Annotated in this window: 14 protein-coding genes; 12 read left to right on the top strand and 2 right to left on the bottom strand. The window is 72.5% G+C overall.

Features of this window, described 5'->3' with window-relative positions:
- Positions 1-428: 428 nt before the first annotated feature.
- The 9 genes from ACZ60Q_RS12220 to ACZ60Q_RS12180 all read left to right on the top strand — a co-directional run bounded on the left by ACZ60Q_RS12220 (position 429) and on the right by ACZ60Q_RS12180 (position 10,299).
- Positions 429-1,604 (top strand): glycosyltransferase, encoded by a 1,176-nt coding sequence (locus tag ACZ60Q_RS12220; RefSeq protein WP_469632122.1) that lies wholly within the window; start codon positions 429-431, stop codon positions 1,602-1,604.
- Positions 1,601-3,079, top strand: coding sequence for an exopolysaccharide biosynthesis polyprenyl glycosylphosphotransferase (locus tag ACZ60Q_RS12215; RefSeq protein ID WP_469632119.1), 1,479 nt, complete (start codon positions 1,601-1,603; stop codon positions 3,077-3,079). The genes ACZ60Q_RS12220 and ACZ60Q_RS12215 overlap by 4 nt, the downstream gene beginning before the upstream one ends.
- Before the next feature lie 2 nt (positions 3,080-3,081).
- Positions 3,082-4,416, top strand: a complete 1,335-nt coding sequence (locus ACZ60Q_RS12210) for an O-antigen ligase family protein (RefSeq protein ID WP_469632116.1) — start codon at positions 3,082-3,084, stop codon at positions 4,414-4,416.
- Entirely contained in the window at positions 4,413-6,128 is a 1,716-nt protein-coding gene (gene murJ, locus ACZ60Q_RS12205) for a murein biosynthesis integral membrane protein MurJ (protein WP_469632114.1), read from the top strand. Before ACZ60Q_RS12210 ends, murJ begins: the two co-directional genes overlap by 4 nt.
- Complete coding sequence (locus ACZ60Q_RS12200) at positions 6,118-6,930, top strand: polysaccharide deacetylase family protein (RefSeq protein WP_469632112.1); 813 nt, start codon at positions 6,118-6,120, stop codon at positions 6,928-6,930. The genes murJ and ACZ60Q_RS12200 overlap by 11 nt, the downstream gene beginning before the upstream one ends.
- Positions 6,927-8,063, top strand: a complete 1,137-nt coding sequence (locus tag ACZ60Q_RS12195; RefSeq protein ID WP_469632110.1) for a glycosyltransferase — start codon at positions 6,927-6,929, stop codon at positions 8,061-8,063. Before ACZ60Q_RS12200 ends, ACZ60Q_RS12195 begins: the two co-directional genes overlap by 4 nt.
- Positions 8,060-8,734 (top strand): YveK family protein, encoded by a 675-nt coding sequence (locus ACZ60Q_RS12190; RefSeq protein ID WP_469632108.1) that lies wholly within the window; start codon positions 8,060-8,062, stop codon positions 8,732-8,734. Before ACZ60Q_RS12195 ends, ACZ60Q_RS12190 begins: the two co-directional genes overlap by 4 nt.
- Positions 8,731-9,879 (top strand): GNAT family N-acetyltransferase, encoded by a 1,149-nt coding sequence (locus ACZ60Q_RS12185; protein ID WP_469632105.1) that lies wholly within the window; start codon positions 8,731-8,733, stop codon positions 9,877-9,879. The genes ACZ60Q_RS12190 and ACZ60Q_RS12185 overlap by 4 nt, the downstream gene beginning before the upstream one ends.
- Positions 9,880-10,017: 138 nt before the next feature.
- A complete protein-coding gene (locus tag ACZ60Q_RS12180) occupies positions 10,018-10,299 on the top strand; it encodes a chaplin (RefSeq protein ID WP_469632104.1) in 282 nt (93 codons plus the stop codon).
- 66 nt (positions 10,300-10,365) lie between these two features.
- On the opposite strand, the gene ACZ60Q_RS12175 is transcribed toward ACZ60Q_RS12180, so the two are convergent.
- Together ACZ60Q_RS12175 and ACZ60Q_RS12170 are read right to left on the bottom strand one after the other, a co-directional pair.
- The gene (locus tag ACZ60Q_RS12175; protein ID WP_469632102.1) at positions 10,366-11,229 is read right to left on the bottom strand and encodes a tyrosinase family protein; all 864 of its coding nucleotides are present in this window, start codon (positions 11,227-11,229) and stop codon (positions 10,366-10,368) included.
- Between the two features lie 19 nt (positions 11,230-11,248).
- Entirely contained in the window at positions 11,249-11,740 is a 492-nt protein-coding gene (locus ACZ60Q_RS12170; protein ID WP_469632100.1) for a tyrosinase family oxidase copper chaperone, read from the bottom strand.
- 253 nt (positions 11,741-11,993) lie between these two features.
- Between ACZ60Q_RS12170 and ACZ60Q_RS12165 the strand changes: the two genes are divergently transcribed.
- The 3 genes from ACZ60Q_RS12165 to ACZ60Q_RS12155 all read left to right on the top strand — a co-directional run bounded on the left by ACZ60Q_RS12165 (position 11,994) and on the right by ACZ60Q_RS12155 (position 17,361).
- Positions 11,994-13,277, top strand: coding sequence for a cytochrome P450 (locus ACZ60Q_RS12165; protein WP_469632098.1), 1,284 nt, complete (start codon positions 11,994-11,996; stop codon positions 13,275-13,277).
- A gap of 122 nt (positions 13,278-13,399) precedes the next feature.
- Positions 13,400-14,665: a glycoside hydrolase family 26 protein gene (locus ACZ60Q_RS12160; protein ID WP_469632097.1), complete on the top strand. Its 1,266-nt coding sequence runs from the start codon at positions 13,400-13,402 to the stop codon at positions 14,663-14,665.
- A 230-nt stretch (positions 14,666-14,895) separates the two neighbouring features.
- Positions 14,896-17,361: a SpoIIE family protein phosphatase gene (locus tag ACZ60Q_RS12155; protein ID WP_469632095.1), complete on the top strand. Its 2,466-nt coding sequence runs from the start codon at positions 14,896-14,898 to the stop codon at positions 17,359-17,361.
- The last annotated feature ends 26 nt before the right edge of the window (positions 17,362-17,387 follow it).

Here is a 17,387-nt window from a genome sequence, read left to right as displayed (position 1 = left end):
AGCTCAGCAGCGCGCGCCCGCACAACCTCGCCATCGCCGGACAGGAGGACGGCCGACAACGCCCAGGCACGTCACGCCGACCCGGATATTATTTACGGGAAACCCCTTAGTAGACAGATAGATGGTGCGGCCATCCGGTGTGGCGACCGGCGGAGTGCGACGTGCCGGACAAGGCTGACACCATAAGCGGCGGGATACACACGGAGAACCCCCGTAATTCCGTACAGGGACTCCCGGAAAGCCCTTTCGTCGGCTGCCTGTAAAAGACCCTAGGTCATTCGCCGATCTGCCGCACGACCACTCGAACGGCTCTCTTCCTCGCGTCATCCCCCTGTGGTCGTATGAGCGAGTCACGCGCACGATTTCGCCACAACTCTGTCAAAGTGCACATCGGCTTTACTCACCGGATTGAGCGAAGAGAGCCGTGCGTGCTGCACATGCGTCGTACTGAAGAAAGCCCATTGACGGTCCTTCATGTGGTTCAGCCCGTGGATGGCGGAGTGGCCCGGGTCGTCACCGATCTCGTCAGGGCCCAGGCCGGGTCCGGGCTGCGCCCGGTGGTGGCCTGCCCGCCCGGGAGCCCGCTGGCCCTCGGGGCGGCGGCCGCGGGCGCCGAGGTCCACGGCTGGTCCGCCACCCGCGCCCCCGGGCCCCGGCTGGCCGGCGAGGTGGCCGCCGTGCGCCGGATCGTCCGCGAATGCCGCCCGCACGTGGTGCACGCCCACAGCGCCAAGGCGGGACTCGCCGGCCGGATCGCGGTACGTGGTCGGGTCCCCACCGTGTTCCAGCCGCACGCCTGGTCGTTCGAGGCCGTCGGCGGTCGCACCGCGGAACTCGCGCTCGGCTGGGAGCGGTTCGGTGCGCGCTGGGCCGATCACATCCTGTGCGTCAGCGAGTCCGAACGCCGCACCGGGCAGGAGGCGGGTATCGCCGCCCGCTGGTCGGTCATCCACAACGGCATCGACCTCGACCGTTTCCGTCCCGGCGGAAGCAGGGACCGGGCGGAGGCCCGCGGCTCGCTGCCCTTACTGGAGAGCGTCGGCCGGGACGCCCCGCTGGTTGTCTGCGTCGGCCGGCTGACCCGGCAGAAGGGGCAGGACGTGCTGCTGCGGTCCTGGCGTCGGATGCAGGTGGCCGGAGCCCGCCTGGTACTGGTGGGAGACGGGCCCGACCGGGACGGCCTGGAGGCATCGGCCCCACCGGGCGTGCTGTTCACCGGAGCCTGTGAGGACGTGCGGCCGTGGATCCGCGCGGCGGACGTCCTCGTGCTGCCCTCCCGCTGGGAAGGCATGGCACTGGCCCCGCTGGAGGCGATGGCCTGCGGGCGCCCCGTCGTGATGACCGACGTGAACGGGGCGAGGGAGAGCCTGCCACCGGGCCACGAGGACCACTGTCTGGTGCCGCCGGAGGATCCGGCGGCACTGGCCGCCGCGCTGACCGCGCTGCTCGCCGACCCGGAACTGCGCGAGGCGCTGTCGCGCCGGGCCCTACGCCACACCCGGGCGTCCTTCGACGTCCGACGGACCGCGGGGGCGGTTGCCGGTCTCTACCAGGAACTTGTCGGCAAGTCCGGCCCCACGACGAGGAAGCGCACCGAGCGATGACGATGGAGAGTGCACCGGTTCCCGGCGCTGGTCAGGCAACAGCCCTGCAGGCTCACACGGTTCATCCGCCGCGAAGAAGCGGCGGCGGTGCGCAGGCGCAGCCCGGCGAGCGTCGAACCATCCGGTACGGCCGTCTCGCGCCGCTCCTGTGCGCGGACGCCTTGGCCCCGGCCGTGACGTTCGCCCTGGTCGTCCCGGTCTCGTGGCCCTGGCTGCTGGTGGCCGCCCAGGCTGTGGCACAGGTACTGTTCCTCGCCCGACGTCGCCTGTACGGGATGCGGCTGTCCCCCTCGGTCCTCTCCGAACTCCCCGCCCTCCTCGGGCTCACCCTCCTCCAGTGGTACGTGACCAAGGAGGTGCTGGACGCCTGGGCCCCGCAACAGGCGATCGGCTGGACGGTGCTCGCGTACGGGGCCGCCACGCAGACCGCGCTGACCTGCGCGGGACGTGCGGCCGTGTACCGGGCGCGGCGGCGGGCCGCCGCCCGCCGTCCGCTGTCCACGCTGGTCGTGGGCCAGGGGCCGCCGGCCCGTCAGGTGACGGCCGCGCTGTACGACCACCCCGCCTACGGGCTGCGGCCGGTAGGACTGGTCGCCCCGGCGTCCGGGGACGAGGAGCAGCAGGCGGGTTGCGACGCTGTGCCGCTGCCGGTCCTGGCCTCGCCCCAGGAGGTGGGGCGGGCCGTCGTGCAGAACAGCGTGCGGCACGCGGTGTTCACGGCCCCGCCCGAGGCCACTCCGGACGGCGCCGCTCTCTTCACCCTGCTCACCGGACACGGCTGCCGGGTGTGGCTCGTCACCGGTCCCGGCGCTGTCGCCGGGCACCCGGCGGAAGACCGCCCCGATCATCTGTGGGGCTTTACCGTCCAGCCGTTGCACGACGGGACGAACCGTCCTGTCGGCCACGGGGCGAAGCGGGCGATGGACGCTGTCCTGGCCACGGCAGGGCTGCTGCTGGCGGCACCGGTGATGGCGGCCTGCGCCCTGGCCGTGCGCCTCTCCGACGGGCCGGGCGTGATCTTCCGCCAGGAACGCGTCGGCCGGCACGGGCGCCCTTTCGTCCTGTTGAAGTTCCGTACGCTGCGGCCCGCCGACGTCCAGGAGTCCGCCACCCGCTGGAACGTCGCCTCCGACGGGCGGATGAGCCGGGTCGGCCGAGTGCTGCGCCGGACCTCCCTCGACGAACTGCCGCAGCTGTGGAACGTCCTGCGCGGCGATATGAGCATGGTCGGCCCGCGGCCCGAACGCCCTTTCTTCGTGGCGCAGTTCAGCCGCTCCCACCCCGGCTATCAGGCCCGCCACCGGATGCCCGTGGGCATCACGGGGCTGGCCCAGGTCAACGGGTTGCGCGGCGACACCTCGATCGAGGAGCGGGCCCGCTTCGACAACCGTTACATCGAGACCTGGTCGCTGTGGCAGGACGCGTGCGTGCTCGCGCGTACCGCGGGTTCCCTGTTCCGGCTCGGAGGCAGCTGATCATGGCCGCTGTCCTGACCCCGCCCGCGCCGTCGACGGCGGCCGGGCCCCGAGGTTGGCTGAGCCGTTGGCCGCTCCTGCCGCTGGTCGCGACCGTCCTGCTGCCCGCCCTGCCCTCCGGGGCCTCCGGTGGGGGCGGCCCGGCCGATGTGGCCTCCGGCCTCGCGGTGCTGGTGTGCGTGGGGCGGCTGTTGTATCTGCGTCAGCGTCCGCTGAGCGCCACCTCCGCGCTGGTCCTGGGCCTGCCCGCCGTGGGTTTCGCGGTGGCCACGGTCACGGCGGCGGACCCGGCGGCGGCCCTGCCGGGGCTCGTCCGCTATCTCCAGGTCTTCGTCCTCGTACCGATCGCCGTGTGTCTACTGCTTCGGGACGCCCACGGGTTCCGGATCGTAGGCGGCTCGCTCGTCCTCCTGGCGGTCGTCCAGGGCGTCACGGGCGTCCACCAGTACGCCACCGGGACCGGCGCCTCGTACATGGGCGAGGACATCCGGGCGGTCGGCACGTTCGGGCCCAGCGACATCATGGGGATGGCGACCGTCGTCGCCTACGGGCTGCTCGCCGCCACGGCCTGTGCCCTGCGTACACCGCGCAACGCCCCGGCCTGGCTGCGGCCGTGCGCCGCCGTCCTCGCCGTCGCGCTGATCGTGCCCCTGACGCTGTCGTTCAGCCGCGGAGTGTGGATCGCCACGGTCGCCGCGGTCCTCGTCGTCCTGGCGCTGACCGGGCGGCGGCAGGCGCTGACGTCGCTGGCCGTGCTGGGCGCGGCCGGGGTGGTGCTGGTCGGCGGGTTCGGCGTCGGCTCCGAGATGATCGCGGACCGGGCCGCCAGTGTCACCCGGGTGACCAGCACCCCGGACCGGTCGGTCAGCGACCGCTACGCGATGTGGAGCGCGGCGGGCGCGATGTGGCGGGAGCGGCCGGCCGCCGGGGTCGGCCTCAAGGGCTTTCCCGGCCATCGTGACGGACACGCCTCCATCGGGCTCTCCTCCGGCAGCGACACGGCCGGGGCGGGCCGGCAGTTCCGTCGGCAGGCGCTCCTCTCCCCGCACAACATGTATCTCCTCGTCCTCAGCGAGCAGGGCCTCATCGGTCTGACCGCGCTCGTCGGCAGCTGGGCGGCGATCCTGGCCGGCGCGGTCCGCAGACTGTGCGTCGCCCGCTCACACGGACACGCGGCCCTGGACTGCGGGCTGGCGGCGGTGGCCCTGATGACCTGGCAGAGCGTCAACTTCCTGTACGCGGACATCGGCGGGCCCACCACGGTTCTGAGCGGGGTCGTGCTGGGGCTGGCCGCCTGGTGGGCGCTGGCCGGGCCGAACCGGGTGATCGCCGGATGAGCGACACCGGTACGGGGACGGAGGCGGAGCCTCGTCGCGCGGACACGGCCGCCCCGGCGCTGCTCCCGGCCCCGGGAGGAGGACCCGAAAGGCCCTTCTCCCCCGGTGTCGCGCCGGAGATCGCCGGCGGCGAGGCACCCCGGCTCGGCTCCTTCCTCGCCCGTGCGGCGGCGGGCACCGCGGTGCTGACCGTGCTGGGGGCCGTCCTCGGTCTGGTGCGGGACCAGGCCATCGCCCGGTACTTCGGGGCGAGCGACGCGAGTGACGCCTTCCTGATCGCCTGGACCGTGCCCGAGATGGCGGCGACGCTGTTGATCGAGGACGGGATGGCGCTCCTCCTCATCCCCGCGTTCAGCCTGGCCCTGACCCGGCGGGCCAGGGCCGGAGAAGCTCCCGGTTCCGACCCCGTACGGGATCTGGTGGCGGCCACCTTCCCTCGTCTGTTCCTCCTGCTCTCCTGCGGCGCGGCGCTGCTGATCGCGGGGGCCCCGTGGGTGGTGGGTGTGCTGGCCCCGGGCCTGGCCGATCCGCGGCTCGCCGTGGACTGCACACGGCTGACCGCGGTCACCGTCCTCACCTTCGGGATCACCGGATACTTCAGCGCCGCGCTGCGCGCGCACCGCAGCTTCCTGCCGCCCGCCGGGGTCTATGCCGCCCACAACCTCGGCATCATCGGGATGACGCTCGCCCTGCACGCGGCGTGGGGCGTGCGGGCCGCGGCGGTGGGGGTCGCGGTCGGCAGTGTGCTGATGATCCTGACCCAACTGCCCATGTTCCTGCGGCTCGTACCGCTCGCGCGGCCCCGGCTGCCGAGGTTCGGGCGGCACCGGAAGCGGTCCGCGCGGACCGCTCCGCTGCTGGGCTTCGCGGTCCTGGCCCCCGTGGTCCTGTTCGTGGTGAGCCGTCAGTCCCAGGTACTGGTGGAACGGTTCCTGGCCTCCACGCTGCCGGCGGGCGCGATCTCGCATCTCAACTACGCGCAGAAGGTCGCGCAGATGCCGATGGTGCTGTCGCTGATGATCTGCACGGTGACCTTCCCGGTGGTCGCGCAGGCCATGGCCGCGGGGGACCGGGAGAAGGCCCGGCTGCGCGTCGAACGGGACCTGGTGCTGGCCGGGATGGTGGTGCTGCTCGGCACGGCGGTCGTCCTCGGCTACGCGCCCCAGATCATCGAGGTGCTCTTCCAGCGCGGTGCGTTCGACGCCGCCGACACCGCGTCCACCGCCCAGGTCATGCGGGTGTACGCGCTGGGGCTCCTGGGGCACTGCCTGGTCGGCGCGCTGAGCCGGCCGTTCTTCTCGTCCGGGCGGCCCACCTGGTTCCCGGCGTTCGCCATGGGCACCGGGCTACTGGTCACGATGGGGGCCGGGTACGCCCTGACGTACCGCTTCGGCGTGGACGGCATCGCGAGCGCCAACGCGATCGGGATCAGCACGACGGCACTGCTGCTCCTCATGGGCCTCGGCACCCGGGTGGTACCGATCCGGACGCGGGCCGTGGCCCTCTCGCTGGGCCGGCTCGCCGGGGCGTCGCTGGCGGCGGGCGCGGTCGGCTGGGCGGTCGCCCCTCTCGTCCCCGATCCGGTGCTGAGTCTGGCCGCCGGGTGTCTCCTCGTCCCCGCCGTGTTCTTCCTGACCGGGCTCGCGCTGCGCTCGCCCGAGGTCGTATCCCTGCTGGCACTCACCCGACGGAGGTTCCTTGATGGCCGCTGAATCCTCGGCACATTGCCCCGACGCTCCCTCGTCCCGGCTCCGCCCGCACACCCGCCGTCAGCCGTGGATCCTCACCTACCACTCGGTGACGGACCCGAGCGACGATCCGTACGGCATCACCGTCTCCCCCGGGCGCCTCGACGAGCAGCTGTCCTGGCTGCGCACCCGGGGGCTGACGGGGGTGGGGGTGTCCGAGCTGCTGCGCGCGGGGGACGCGGGGCGGCGCGGGCTGGTCGGGCTGACCTTCGACGACGGGTACGCGGACTTCCTCGACGAGGCGCTGCCGGTGCTGCGCCGGCACGGCTTCCGGGCGACGGTCTTCGTCCTGCCGGGTCGGCCGGGCGGAGTCAACGAGTGGGATCCGCTCGGCCCGCGCAAGCCGTTGCTCACCCACGACGGCGTCCGGCGGGTAGCCGCCGCGGGCATGGAGGTCGGCTCGCACGGTCTGTACCACCAGGATCTGACGGAGCTGCCGGCCGAGGAGCTGCGCCGGGAGACCCGGCACAGCCGGGAGCTGATCGGCGATCTCACCGGGTCGCTCCCGGAGGGCTTCTGCTACCCGTACGGCATCCTCGACCGCCGGGTCACCGAGGCCGCGCGCTCGGCGGGCTACGGCTACGCGTGCGCTCTGGCCCCCGGCCCGCTGCTCGGCCGGTTCGCGCTGCCCCGCACCCACATCAGCCAGGCCGACCGGGGCGTGCGCCTGTGGGCGAAGGACCTGCGGCACGGGCTGCGGCAGGTGGCGGCGCCCGGCGCGGGCTCCCGTGCGTCCGGGCCTGTGCGGGCTGGGGGTCCGCGGTGAGGGCGCTGCACGTCATCACCGGGCTCGGGGTCGGCGGCGCCGAGCGGCAGTTGCGGCTGCTGCTGCGTCATCTGCCGGTGGAGTGCGATGTCGTGACGCTCACCAACCCGGGGGCGGTGGCCGAGGAGCTGCGGTCCGACGGCGTCCGGGTGACCCACCTCGGGATGCGCGGCAACCGGGACCTGTCGGCCGTCGGAAGGCTGACCCGGCTGATCAGGGACGGCCGCTACGACGTGGTCCACACACATCTGTACCGGGCCTGTGTGTACGGGAGGGTCGCGGCCCGGCTCGCCGGGAACCGGGCCACCGTCGCGACCGAGCACTCCCTGGGGCGTGCCGAGATCGAGGGCCGCCCGCTCACCCGGTCCATCCGCGCCCTCTACCTCTCCACCGAACGCCTCGGGGCGGCGACCGTCGCCGTCTCCTCCACCGTGGCCGGCCGGCTGCGGGACTGGGGGGTACCGGCGGACCGGATCCGGCTGGTGCCGAACGGCATCGACGCGGACCGGTTCCGCTTCGACGCGGGACTTCGGGCAACCGTCCGGGCGGAACTGGGCATCCCCGACGAGGCGTTCGTCGTCGGCGGGGTCGGGCGGCTGGTGCCGGGCAAGCGGTTCGACGTGCTGATCCGCGCGGTCGCGGCTCTGCCGGAGGCCCGCCTGCTGCTGGCCGGGGACGGTCCGCAGGCCGGGGCGCTGCGAGCGCTGGCCCTGCGCCTGGGGGCCGTGGACCGGATTCGGTTCCTCGGGGAGTGCGACGAGCGCGGGGACGGTCCCGTCCCGGGTGTTCCGGCGCTGCTGAGCGCCGTGGACGCCTTCGTCTCCACGTCCCGCGAGGAGTCCTTCGGTCTCGCCGCCGTGGAGGCGCTCGCCGCAGGGCTGCCCGTCCTCCACGACGCCTGCCCGGCCATCGACGACCTGCCCGCCGCCCACGCCCCCGCGGCCACCCGGATCGCCGGGAGCCCCGAGGAGCTGACCGCCCGGTTGCGGCAGCGGATACAGGCCGGAGCGGGCCGGCAGCCGCCGCCCCGGGCCGTCGGCCATTACGACATCAGGCGCAGCAGCGAGCGCCTGATGGACGTGTACGCGTACGCCCTCGACACCGCCCCACCGAACCGGAGAGCCCTTTCATGACCGAGTCACCCGAGCAGCAGCGACATGTCGTCGTCCGTCGGCTGCGCACCGCCCTCGCCCGGCTGCCGCACTGGTGGCCACTGCCCGTCTCCGTGCTGATCGGCACCGCGTCCGGGCTCTCGTACAGTGCGCTCGCCGCGCCCCGGTACGAGGCCACCAGCTACGCGATGGCGGTCGCCGAGGAGGTGACGGACCCCTCGGCGGCCCTGGGGTACGCCCAGTCGTACGGGCGGCTGACGACGAGCGACGCGACGCTCTCGTACGCCCAGGGTGCGGCGGGCGAGCCGGTGCGTGAGCTGCGGTCCCACGTCCGTTCGGAGACCTCTCCGGACTCGCCGATGATCGCGGTGACGGGCACGTCCGAGGACCGGCGCAAGGCGGCCGACATCGCCAACGCGGTCATCGAGGCCGTCATCGTGAGCAGCGGCCATGTCTCCAAGGACACCGGGGTGAAGCTGATCAAGTTCACCCATGCGATGACGCCGGACCAGCCGGTCTCGCCGTCCGTGCCGCTGGGCGCCGCCGTGGGGGCCGCCGCGGGCGGGCTGCTGGGCGGTCTCGTGCTGCTGGTGCGGCCGCACCGGGCGGGTTGGCGCGTCTCGGCGCAGGTCCCCGGTCCGACGGCCGAGGGCGGCAGCGTCGCCCAGGACGACCGGGAGCTCGTCCGATGACGGGGCTGCGGGCGGGCGGCCTCGCCGTGACCCTGTGCCGGGACTTCGGGGAGTTCGGCGCGCTCGCCGGGGAGTGGGACGCGCTGCACCGCCGCTGCGCCACCGCGACCCCGTTCCAGAGTCATGCCTGGCTGCACTCGTGGTGGATCTCCTACGGCCAGGAGGGCCGGCTGCGGGTGCTGCTGGTCCGCCGGGCGGGGCGGCTGATCGGGGCGGCGCCGCTGATGCTGGTGCACCGTCCGATGCCGCTGCTCGTCCCGATGGGCGGGGCGATCTCCGACTTCTTCGACATCCTGCTGGACGAGGAGGAAGCCGGTTACGCGGTGGGGGCGCTGGGGCGCGGTCTGGACCGGGCGGCCCGGCACACCGTGGTGGACCTGCGGGAGGTCAGGCCCGACGCGTCGGCGCAGTTGCTGTTCGGGCGGTGGGCCGGGGCGCGGAGCCGGCTCACGGACTCGACGTGCATGGAACTGCCGGCCGAGCCCCTGGAAGAGGCGGTGGCGCGGCTGACGGGCTCGCGGGGTCAGCGGCTGCGCTCCAAACTGCGCAAGGTCGACGCCCTGGGGGTCCAGGCGCACCGGATCCCGCGGGACGGCGTGCCCGCCGCGATCGGCACGCTGCTGCGGCTGCACGAACGGCAGTGGGAGGGCCGGGCGGTCAACCCCGAGCATCTGCGGGCGCGGTTCTCGGACCATCTGATCCGGTCGGTGGGGCGGATGGTGGGGGACGGTACGGCGGCCATGACCGAGTTCCGGCTGAACGGCGAGGTGGTGGCGTCCAACCTGTCGTTGCAGTCCGGGCAGCTGACGGGCGGCTATCTGTACGGTGCGCATCCGGCGCTGCGCGAGCAGAAGGTCGATGTGTCGACGATGCTGCTGCGCGAGGTCGCCCAGCAGGCTTCGGACAGCGGGCGCACGGTGCTGAGCCTGCTGCGCGGTGCGGAGCGGTACAAGAACCACTGGGGACCGGTGCCGGTGGTCAACCAGCGGCTGCTGCTGGCACGGCCGGGCCTGGAGCCGCTGCTGCGGCTGCGCGAGTCGCAGGTGGCCGTACGGGAGCGGGCGGTGGAGAACGTGAAGGCCCGGTTCCCGGCGGCGCGGGACTGGCACGAGCGGCTGAGCGGGCTGCCGGTGATCGGGCGCTGACGCGCCGGGCGTACGCCGGACGGGCGCGTCGGAGATATCACCTATGAGCCGATCCGTTACCGTCCGGCGTCTGTCGCGTTGTCAGGGGGTGCGGGCCTCGCATCCGCAGCACACCCCCTTCTTTACAAGGAGTTCTCCATGTCTCGTATGACGAAGGTCGCCGCTGTCATGGCCGGCACCGGCGCCCTGATCGCCGGCGGCGCCGGCATGGCGTCCGCGGACGCCGGTGCGCAGGGACTCGCCGCGGCCTCCCCCGGCGTCCTTTCGGGCAACGCCGTCCAGGTCCCCGTGCACGTGCCGGTGAACGTCTGCGGCAACACGATCAACGTGATCGGTCTGCTGAACCCGGCCTTCGGCAACACCTGCGTCAACGCGGACGCGGGTCACCACGGCAACGGGGGCTACGGCTACGGCCGCTGATCTCCCGTAGCTTCCGGAACGGCCGGTCCCTCCACTCGGAGGGGTCGGCCGTTCCTTCGTCCGGGCTCAGGCGTAGCGGTAGAGCTTGCCGTGGTCGAGGAGTTTCCTCGGGGTCACGGCCCAGGGGGGCATCGCCTCGTCGAGCCCGAAGACGTAATCGCGGTCGGGGCCGGGCGAGGCGGGCTTGCGGCCCGGCAGGTAGGCGGACTTCGGGTGGGCCTTGCGCCACCGGTCCCACAGCAGGTCGATGAAGGAGTGGTGGAGCCAGAACACCGGGTCCTCGGGGGAGGCCGCGCCCGCCATCGGGCCGCCGACCCACTGGTGGACCTGGTTGTGGAGGCCCACTCCGCGCACGCCCTGGATCCCCCACCCCTCGACGCGGTTGCGGAAGCCCTCGGTGCAGACGCTGTTCCAGGGCTCGGTGTCGTAGACGGGGTCCTCGAGCACCCGCGCCACGTCGTTCTCGGTGGGGAGGGAGACCGGGTCGCGACCGGGTCTGCCGAAGTTGCGGGTGAGGTAGTGCTCGTCGGTGACGCCCTTGCCGACGCTCCAGTTGCCCGCACCGTAGGCGAACGCTCCGGTGGTGACCTGGCGGTCGCCGGTCCTGCCGTCGCCGCCGAGGAAATCCTCCGCCCAGAGCGATGAGGTCGGCTTGTTGTCCTGGGTCCAGTCCCAGTACGGGACGCTGACGCCCGCGTCGACGCCTTGGAGCGCCTTCTCGAACTCCAGCAGGTACTGGCGGTGCCAGGGGAAGAACGAGGATGTCATGTGCGCCGGGCGAGGCCGCCTCTCGGTGTCCATGACGTAGTACTCCCGGTGCGTGACGACAAAGTCGTCGTAGCGGCCCGAGCGCTTCAGTTTCAGGATCGCGTCGACGAGCCGGCGCTTTTCGGTGCGCGTGAGATCGCGCTGGTTCTTGCGGGTGTACACCGGTACTGGTCCTCCTGGTTCACATGCGGTGCGCGGCGGGGTGCGCGAGTTGGGCGGCGCCGAGCTCGTCGACGGCGGCACGGGCCGTCTCCAGCAGCGTCGGGTACGACTCGTAGTGCCGGACCTCGCTCAGATAGGTGCCGTCCGCCCGCCTCATGACGTGCAGGGGCCTGCCGTCGATGCGGATCTCGGCGCCCGGTTCGGCGGCGACCCTCACACGGTCGTCGTCCGGGGCGCCGGCGGGAACGACGACGGTCGCCGTCCCACTGATCTCCCGGCCCCGGTACATCTCGGCGAACTCGTCCGTAGGGGATACGGGGCGGGATCCGGAACCGGACGCGGGCGCCTCGCGCACGGGCCGGGACCGGGCGGCGTCGGCCTCCTCACGGTCGAGCAGCGGGCGCAGAGCGCCCGCTGTGCCCGTGACCACTGCGGCGGTGAAGGCTCCGCGCAGGACGATCCGGCGGGAGGGAACGCGGGGACCTCCGGGTTTCGCGGGGGTGGGGCTCATGAGGTGACTACCTGCCTCTCGTTCACTCGCCTCATCTACTCGTTAACTCGTTCGAGGTGCTTCTGATGGCGATGTTGACAACGAGGCGGGGGCGAAACAGTTCTCGTGCGCGCGGCGTACAGCGCCCACACGGCGGTTCCGTTCCGTCAAACGCGTGAGGGTGCGGGTTCATCGGGAGCGACGGGCCGCGTCGATGCGGCCCTCGCGGCCGGCGGGCCGGACCATGGCCTGGCGAACCGTGGAGGTGATGGGCATGCCCGTTCCGTACCAGCTGTCCGGGGACCGCGTACTGCGCGCGGCGGACGTCGATCTGGCCGACCCTGCCTTCTGGCAGCTGCCGCGCCCCGTAAGGCTCAGGGCCTTCGCCCTGCTGCGGGAGCTGGACGCGCCGGTCCTGTTCACTCCCCGGGCCGATGCCGCGCGCACCGCCGGCAAGCCGTTCCACGCCCTGGTGCGCCATGCGGACGTGCGGACCGCGAGCCGCACGCCCCAGGTGTTCGCGAGCGCTCCGGGGGTCACCACCCCGGAGCCGGCCGGTTGGGCGAAGGCGCTGTTCGGGAACTCGATGGTCAACATGGACGGCCCCGAGCACGCCGCGCTGCGCCGGATCATCTCGCGCCGGTTCACCCCCCGGCTGCTGGCGGACGTCGAGGAGAACGTCGGCCGGCTCGCCGCGCTGCTGGTGGACGAGCTGATCGCCGAGCGCCCCCGGGACTTCATGCCTTCGGCGGCCTCGCGGCTGCCGCTGGAGGTGATCTGCGACCTGATGGGCATCCCGAAGCCTTACCGGGCGCGGATCGCGGAGCAGATCTACCACGCCTCGGAGCACGTCGGTGTCGAGCGCCGGGGCCGGCTGCGTATTCCCGGCCGTGGGCTGGCATCGCTGGCCCGGATGCAGATCGTCATGGGGCGGCTCGCCCGGGAACGGCGCCGGCACCCCGAGGACGACCTCGTCTCGGCGCTCGTCAGCGCGGACATCGACGGCGAGGCGCTGTCCGGGCGGCAGCTCGGGGCCTTCTTCTCGCTGCTGCTGGTGGCCGGGGTCGAGACGACCCGCAACGCCATCGCGCACGGGCTGTTCCTGCTCGACCGGCATCCGGAGCAGCGGGAGCTGCTGCGGTCGGACTTCGACCGCTACATCGGCGGCGCCGTCGACGAGATCGTGCGGCATTCGACACCGATCATCCAGTTCCGCAGGACCGTCACCGCAGAATGCGCACTGGGCGGCCGTACGTTCCTTCCGGGGGAGAAAGTCGCCCTCATTTACGCGTCGGCCAATCGCGACGACGCGGTTTTCACTCATCCGGATCGCTTCGACATCACCCGGTCGCCGAATCCCCATCTGGGCTACGGAGGCGGGGGCCCGCACCACTGCCTGGGAGCCCATCTGGCCCGCCTCGAAATGACGTCGCTGTTCCGGGAACTGATCGGCCGTCGTCCCGTCATGCGAGATCTGGGAGATCCGGAACTGGTCGACTCGAATTTCGACAACCGCGTCGGATCACTGCCCTTCACGTTCGGCCCCACATTCACCTGAACGGCACGCCCGCAACGCCGAATACGATAAATGGACTCCTACACGTGCCTCCGGTACACAATGATGCGACTCTCTCCCTATCCGGCCGAACCGGCCGGAATTCACCGCAGCCAGGAGGAGTAATGCCGGCTAAGCGCCGTCTCATCGTTTCGTGCATCGCGGCGGCTGCTCTCAGCCTCCTGGCGGGTGGCGGCATCGCGGGCCAGTCACCGCCGGGCACCGATTCCGTCGACGGCGCCGCCCCCGGTCCGTCGGGGGCGGCGAGCAGCACGGCACACGGCGCGTATCTGGACTACGGGCCCGCCGGGGTCAGCAGGATGGCCGAGCTGTCGCGCTGGCTCGGCGGGGCGGAGCTGCGGGTGGGACACACGTACCTGCCGGGCGATCTGTGGGTGAACATCGAAGGCGCTCCCGATTTCCTCGACGCCTGGGCGGACTGGAGACAGGCGGACCCGGAACGGATGCTCGTCCTGAACGTGCCGATGCTGGAGCGCAACGAGGAGCGGGTCCCGGACGACGAGGTCCGCACCCTGCTCCGGGCCGGCGCGGCCGGAGACTACGACCAGCACTTCGAGCGCCTCGCGGAGCGCCTGGTGGGGCTGGGCGTTCCCGACACCGTGATCGTGCTCGGCTGGGAGATGAACGGCACCACGTACACCCATCGGTGCGGCCCCGATCCCGCGTCCTGGAAGGCGTACTGGGAGCGGATCGTCACGGCGATGCGCGCGGTGCCCGGTCAGGACTTCCGCTTCGACTTCACGCCGAGCCGGGGGCGGGACGCGGTGCCGTGGACCCAGTGCTACCCGGGCGACGACGTCGTCGACATCATCGGGATGGATTCCTACGACCAGCCGCCCGGCGAGACCTTCGACGACCAGGTCACCGACCCCTACGGACTCCAGAAGCACGTCGACTTCGCCGCGGAGCACGGCAAGCCCATCTCGTTCCCGGAGTGGGGGCTCTTTCGCAACGGCGACAACCCCGAGTACATGCGGCGGATGCTGGAGTGGATCGACCGGCACAAGCCGCTCTACCAGACGGTCACGGACTACTGCCCGCACGGCGTCTGGCAGTGCGGGAGCAACCCGCGGTCCTCGAAGGTGTTTCGGACGATGCTGACCGAGCTGGCCGCCCCGACCGCACCCGCGCCGAGCCCGACGCCCACTCCCACTCCCACTCCTGCGCCGGCTGCCACTCCGACGCCGACTCCGACCGATCCGGCAACGACCCCGGCGGTCCCGCCGTCCGTCCTGCCGTCCGCTGTGGCGCCCTCGCCCACGCCGCCGGGGGCCGAGTCGCCACCCACCCGCAGGTGGTGCGTCCCCATCCCGTCCGGCGACTGGCTGGGCTCGTGGCTGCGAAAGCGCGAGATCTGCTTCCGCTTCTGATCCCGGGCATGGAAACGGCTCCGGCCCTCCTGTCGGGGCCGGAGCCGTCCACCCACACGGGTCCAGCGCGGGGCAGGTGGACAAGCAACCGCTTGTCACCACCACCAACGCGCTCACAGCCCGCTCCGTCACGCCGCCGAACGAGGGACAGCCCTTGCCCCGGACCCCGCACCGGGCGCGGACCGGGGCAACGAGCGACCATGGAAACCTACAGAGGGTGGTGAGGTGCAATGGCATCCGCCGATGAGGGCTCCCCTGCGGAGCCCGGCCCGCTGCCCTCCGGGGACGGGCGGCAACCGGCGCGGATGACCGACGGCGCGGCGGCGGTGATCGCCGGGGACGGCACGGTCGTCGGCTGGACCCGCGGTGCCGAGGCGCTGCTCGGGTATCCGGCGGCCGAGGTGGTCGGCCGGTCCGCCGCCCTGCTGCTCACGGGCCCCGCGGATGCCCGGCGCACGGCCGCGGTGGCCGCCCGCTGCCGGGCCGGTTCGGGGTGGAGCGGGCTGGTCACCCTGCGGTCCCGGGACGGCCGGTCGCTGGACATCGACGTGCGGGCCACCGCCTCGTTCCTGATCGCCGGGCGAGAGTGCTTCCTGGTGTCCGGGCGGGAACTCACCTCGCACTGGACCATGCGCGGGTCCGTGCTGGACGACTTCCTGACCCGGTCGCCGGTCGGGATGGCGGTACTCGACCCCGACCTGCGCTATCTCTGGCTGAACGACACCCTGGAACGGTTCGGCGGCGTGCCCCGGGAGCAGCGTCTGGGCCGCCGGCCGAGCGAGGTACTGCCCGGAGAACTGGCGACGCCCATCGAGCGGCTGATGCGGCAGGTCCTGATCACCGGCGAGGCGATCACGGATTACGAGTATCTGGGCTGGAGCTGGGCCGATCCGCACCGCCGACGGGCGTACGCGAGCTCGTTCTTCCCGCTGGCCGACGCCCGGGACCGGCGGATCGGCGTCGGCTACCTGGTCCTCGACGTCACCGACCGGTGGAACGCGCGCCGGTTGCTGGCGTTGGTGAACGAGGCCGGAGCGAGTATCGGCAGCACCCTGGACGTACAGCGTACGGCGCAGGAACTCGCCGACTCCGCGGTGCCCCGGTTCGCGGATTTCGTCTTCGTCGACCTGTTGGAGAACCCGTTCGGCGGCGACCGGCCGGGGTCGATGACGCCGGCCGGGGGCGAGCGGCCGGCCATGCGCCGGGCCGGCATGAGCTCGGTGCGGGAAGGCTGCCCGGAGGCGGTAGTACGGGTCGGGGAGGCGGTCGACTTCGTGCCGCCGCCGCATGACGCGCGCTTCCTCCTGGACGGCGACCCGGTCCTGCTCCCGGCACTCGACCCGGACAGCCACGGGTGGACGGTGGAGCAGCCCGCGCGGGCCGCCCGGCTCCGGGAGTTCGGGCTGCACTCGCTGATCTCCGTACCGATGCGGGCGCGCGACACCGTGCTGGGACTGACCACCTTCATGCGGTCGCAGAATCCGGTGCCGTTCGACGAGGACGATGTGGCGCCCGCCCGGGAGCTGGTGGCGCGCGCGGCCGTGTGCGTGGACAACGCCCGCCGCTACACCCGGGAGCACACCGCGGCACTGGTGCTCCAGCAAAGCCTGCTGCCGCACACGCTGCGCGGCGGCACGGCGCTGGACGTGGCGTCCTCCTACCTTCCGGCGGACGCGAAGGACGGGGTCGGCGGCGACTGGTTCGACGTGATCCCGCTGTCGGGCGGCCGCGTCGGCCTGGTCATCGGCGATGTCGTCGGGCACGGCATCGGGGCCGCCGCGACCATGGGCCGGCTACGCACCGCCGTACAGACGCTGGCCGACATGGACCTTCCCCCGGACGAGCTGCTGGCGCGCCTGGACGATCTCGTCCTGCGGCTCAGCGAGGAGGAGCGCGCGGGGGGACCGGCGGAGCGGGGCGGGACGACGGTGGTGGGGGCCACCTGCTTGTACGCCGTCTACGATCCGGCGAACGGCTGCTGCACGATGGCGCGGGCCGGTCACCCGCCGCCGGTGGTCGTCACACCGGACAACACGGTCAGTTTCCCGGACCTGCCCTCCGGACCGCCCCTCGGACTCGGCGGGCTGCCCTTCGAGTCCCTGGAGATCGAGCTCCCCGAGGGAAGCCTTCTCGGCCTCTACACCGACGGGCTCATCGAAGGGGCCGACAAGGACCTCGAACGCGGAATGGAGCGGCTGGGCCGGGCGGTGTCGCGGGACGGGATGCCACTGGAGGAGCTGTGTCCGGCGGTGGTCGAGGAGTTGTTGCCCGTACCGCAACCGGACGACATCGCGTTCCTCCTCGCCCGGACGCATCGCCTGAGCCCCGATCACCTGGTCTCGTGGGACGTGCCCGTGGACCCCGCGGCGGTCGGCGAGACCCGGGCCAAGGTCTCCCGCCAGCTGGAGGCGTGGGGGCTCGCGGAGCTGTCGATGACGACGGAGCTGATCGTCAGCGAGCTGGTGACCAACGCGATCCGGTACGCCGCGGGGCCGGTACGGCTGCGGCTGCTGTTCCAGTCGGCGCTGACCTGCGAGGTGTCCGACGCAAGCAACACCTCGCCGAGGCTGCGGCACGCCAGGACGACGGACGAGGGCGGGCGCGGGCTGTTCCTGGTCGCGCAGCTCGCCCATCGGTGGGGCACGCGCTACACCCCCCGAGGGAAGATCATCTGGGCGGAGCAGCCCCTTCCCTGATCCGGCCCGATCGACAGGACACCTCC

It is taken from the genome of Streptomyces sp. NPDC104313, assembly GCF_055583985.1.
The sequence above is the reverse complement of the archived record's forward strand: the minus strand, read 5'-3'. Positions and strand labels throughout refer to the sequence as shown.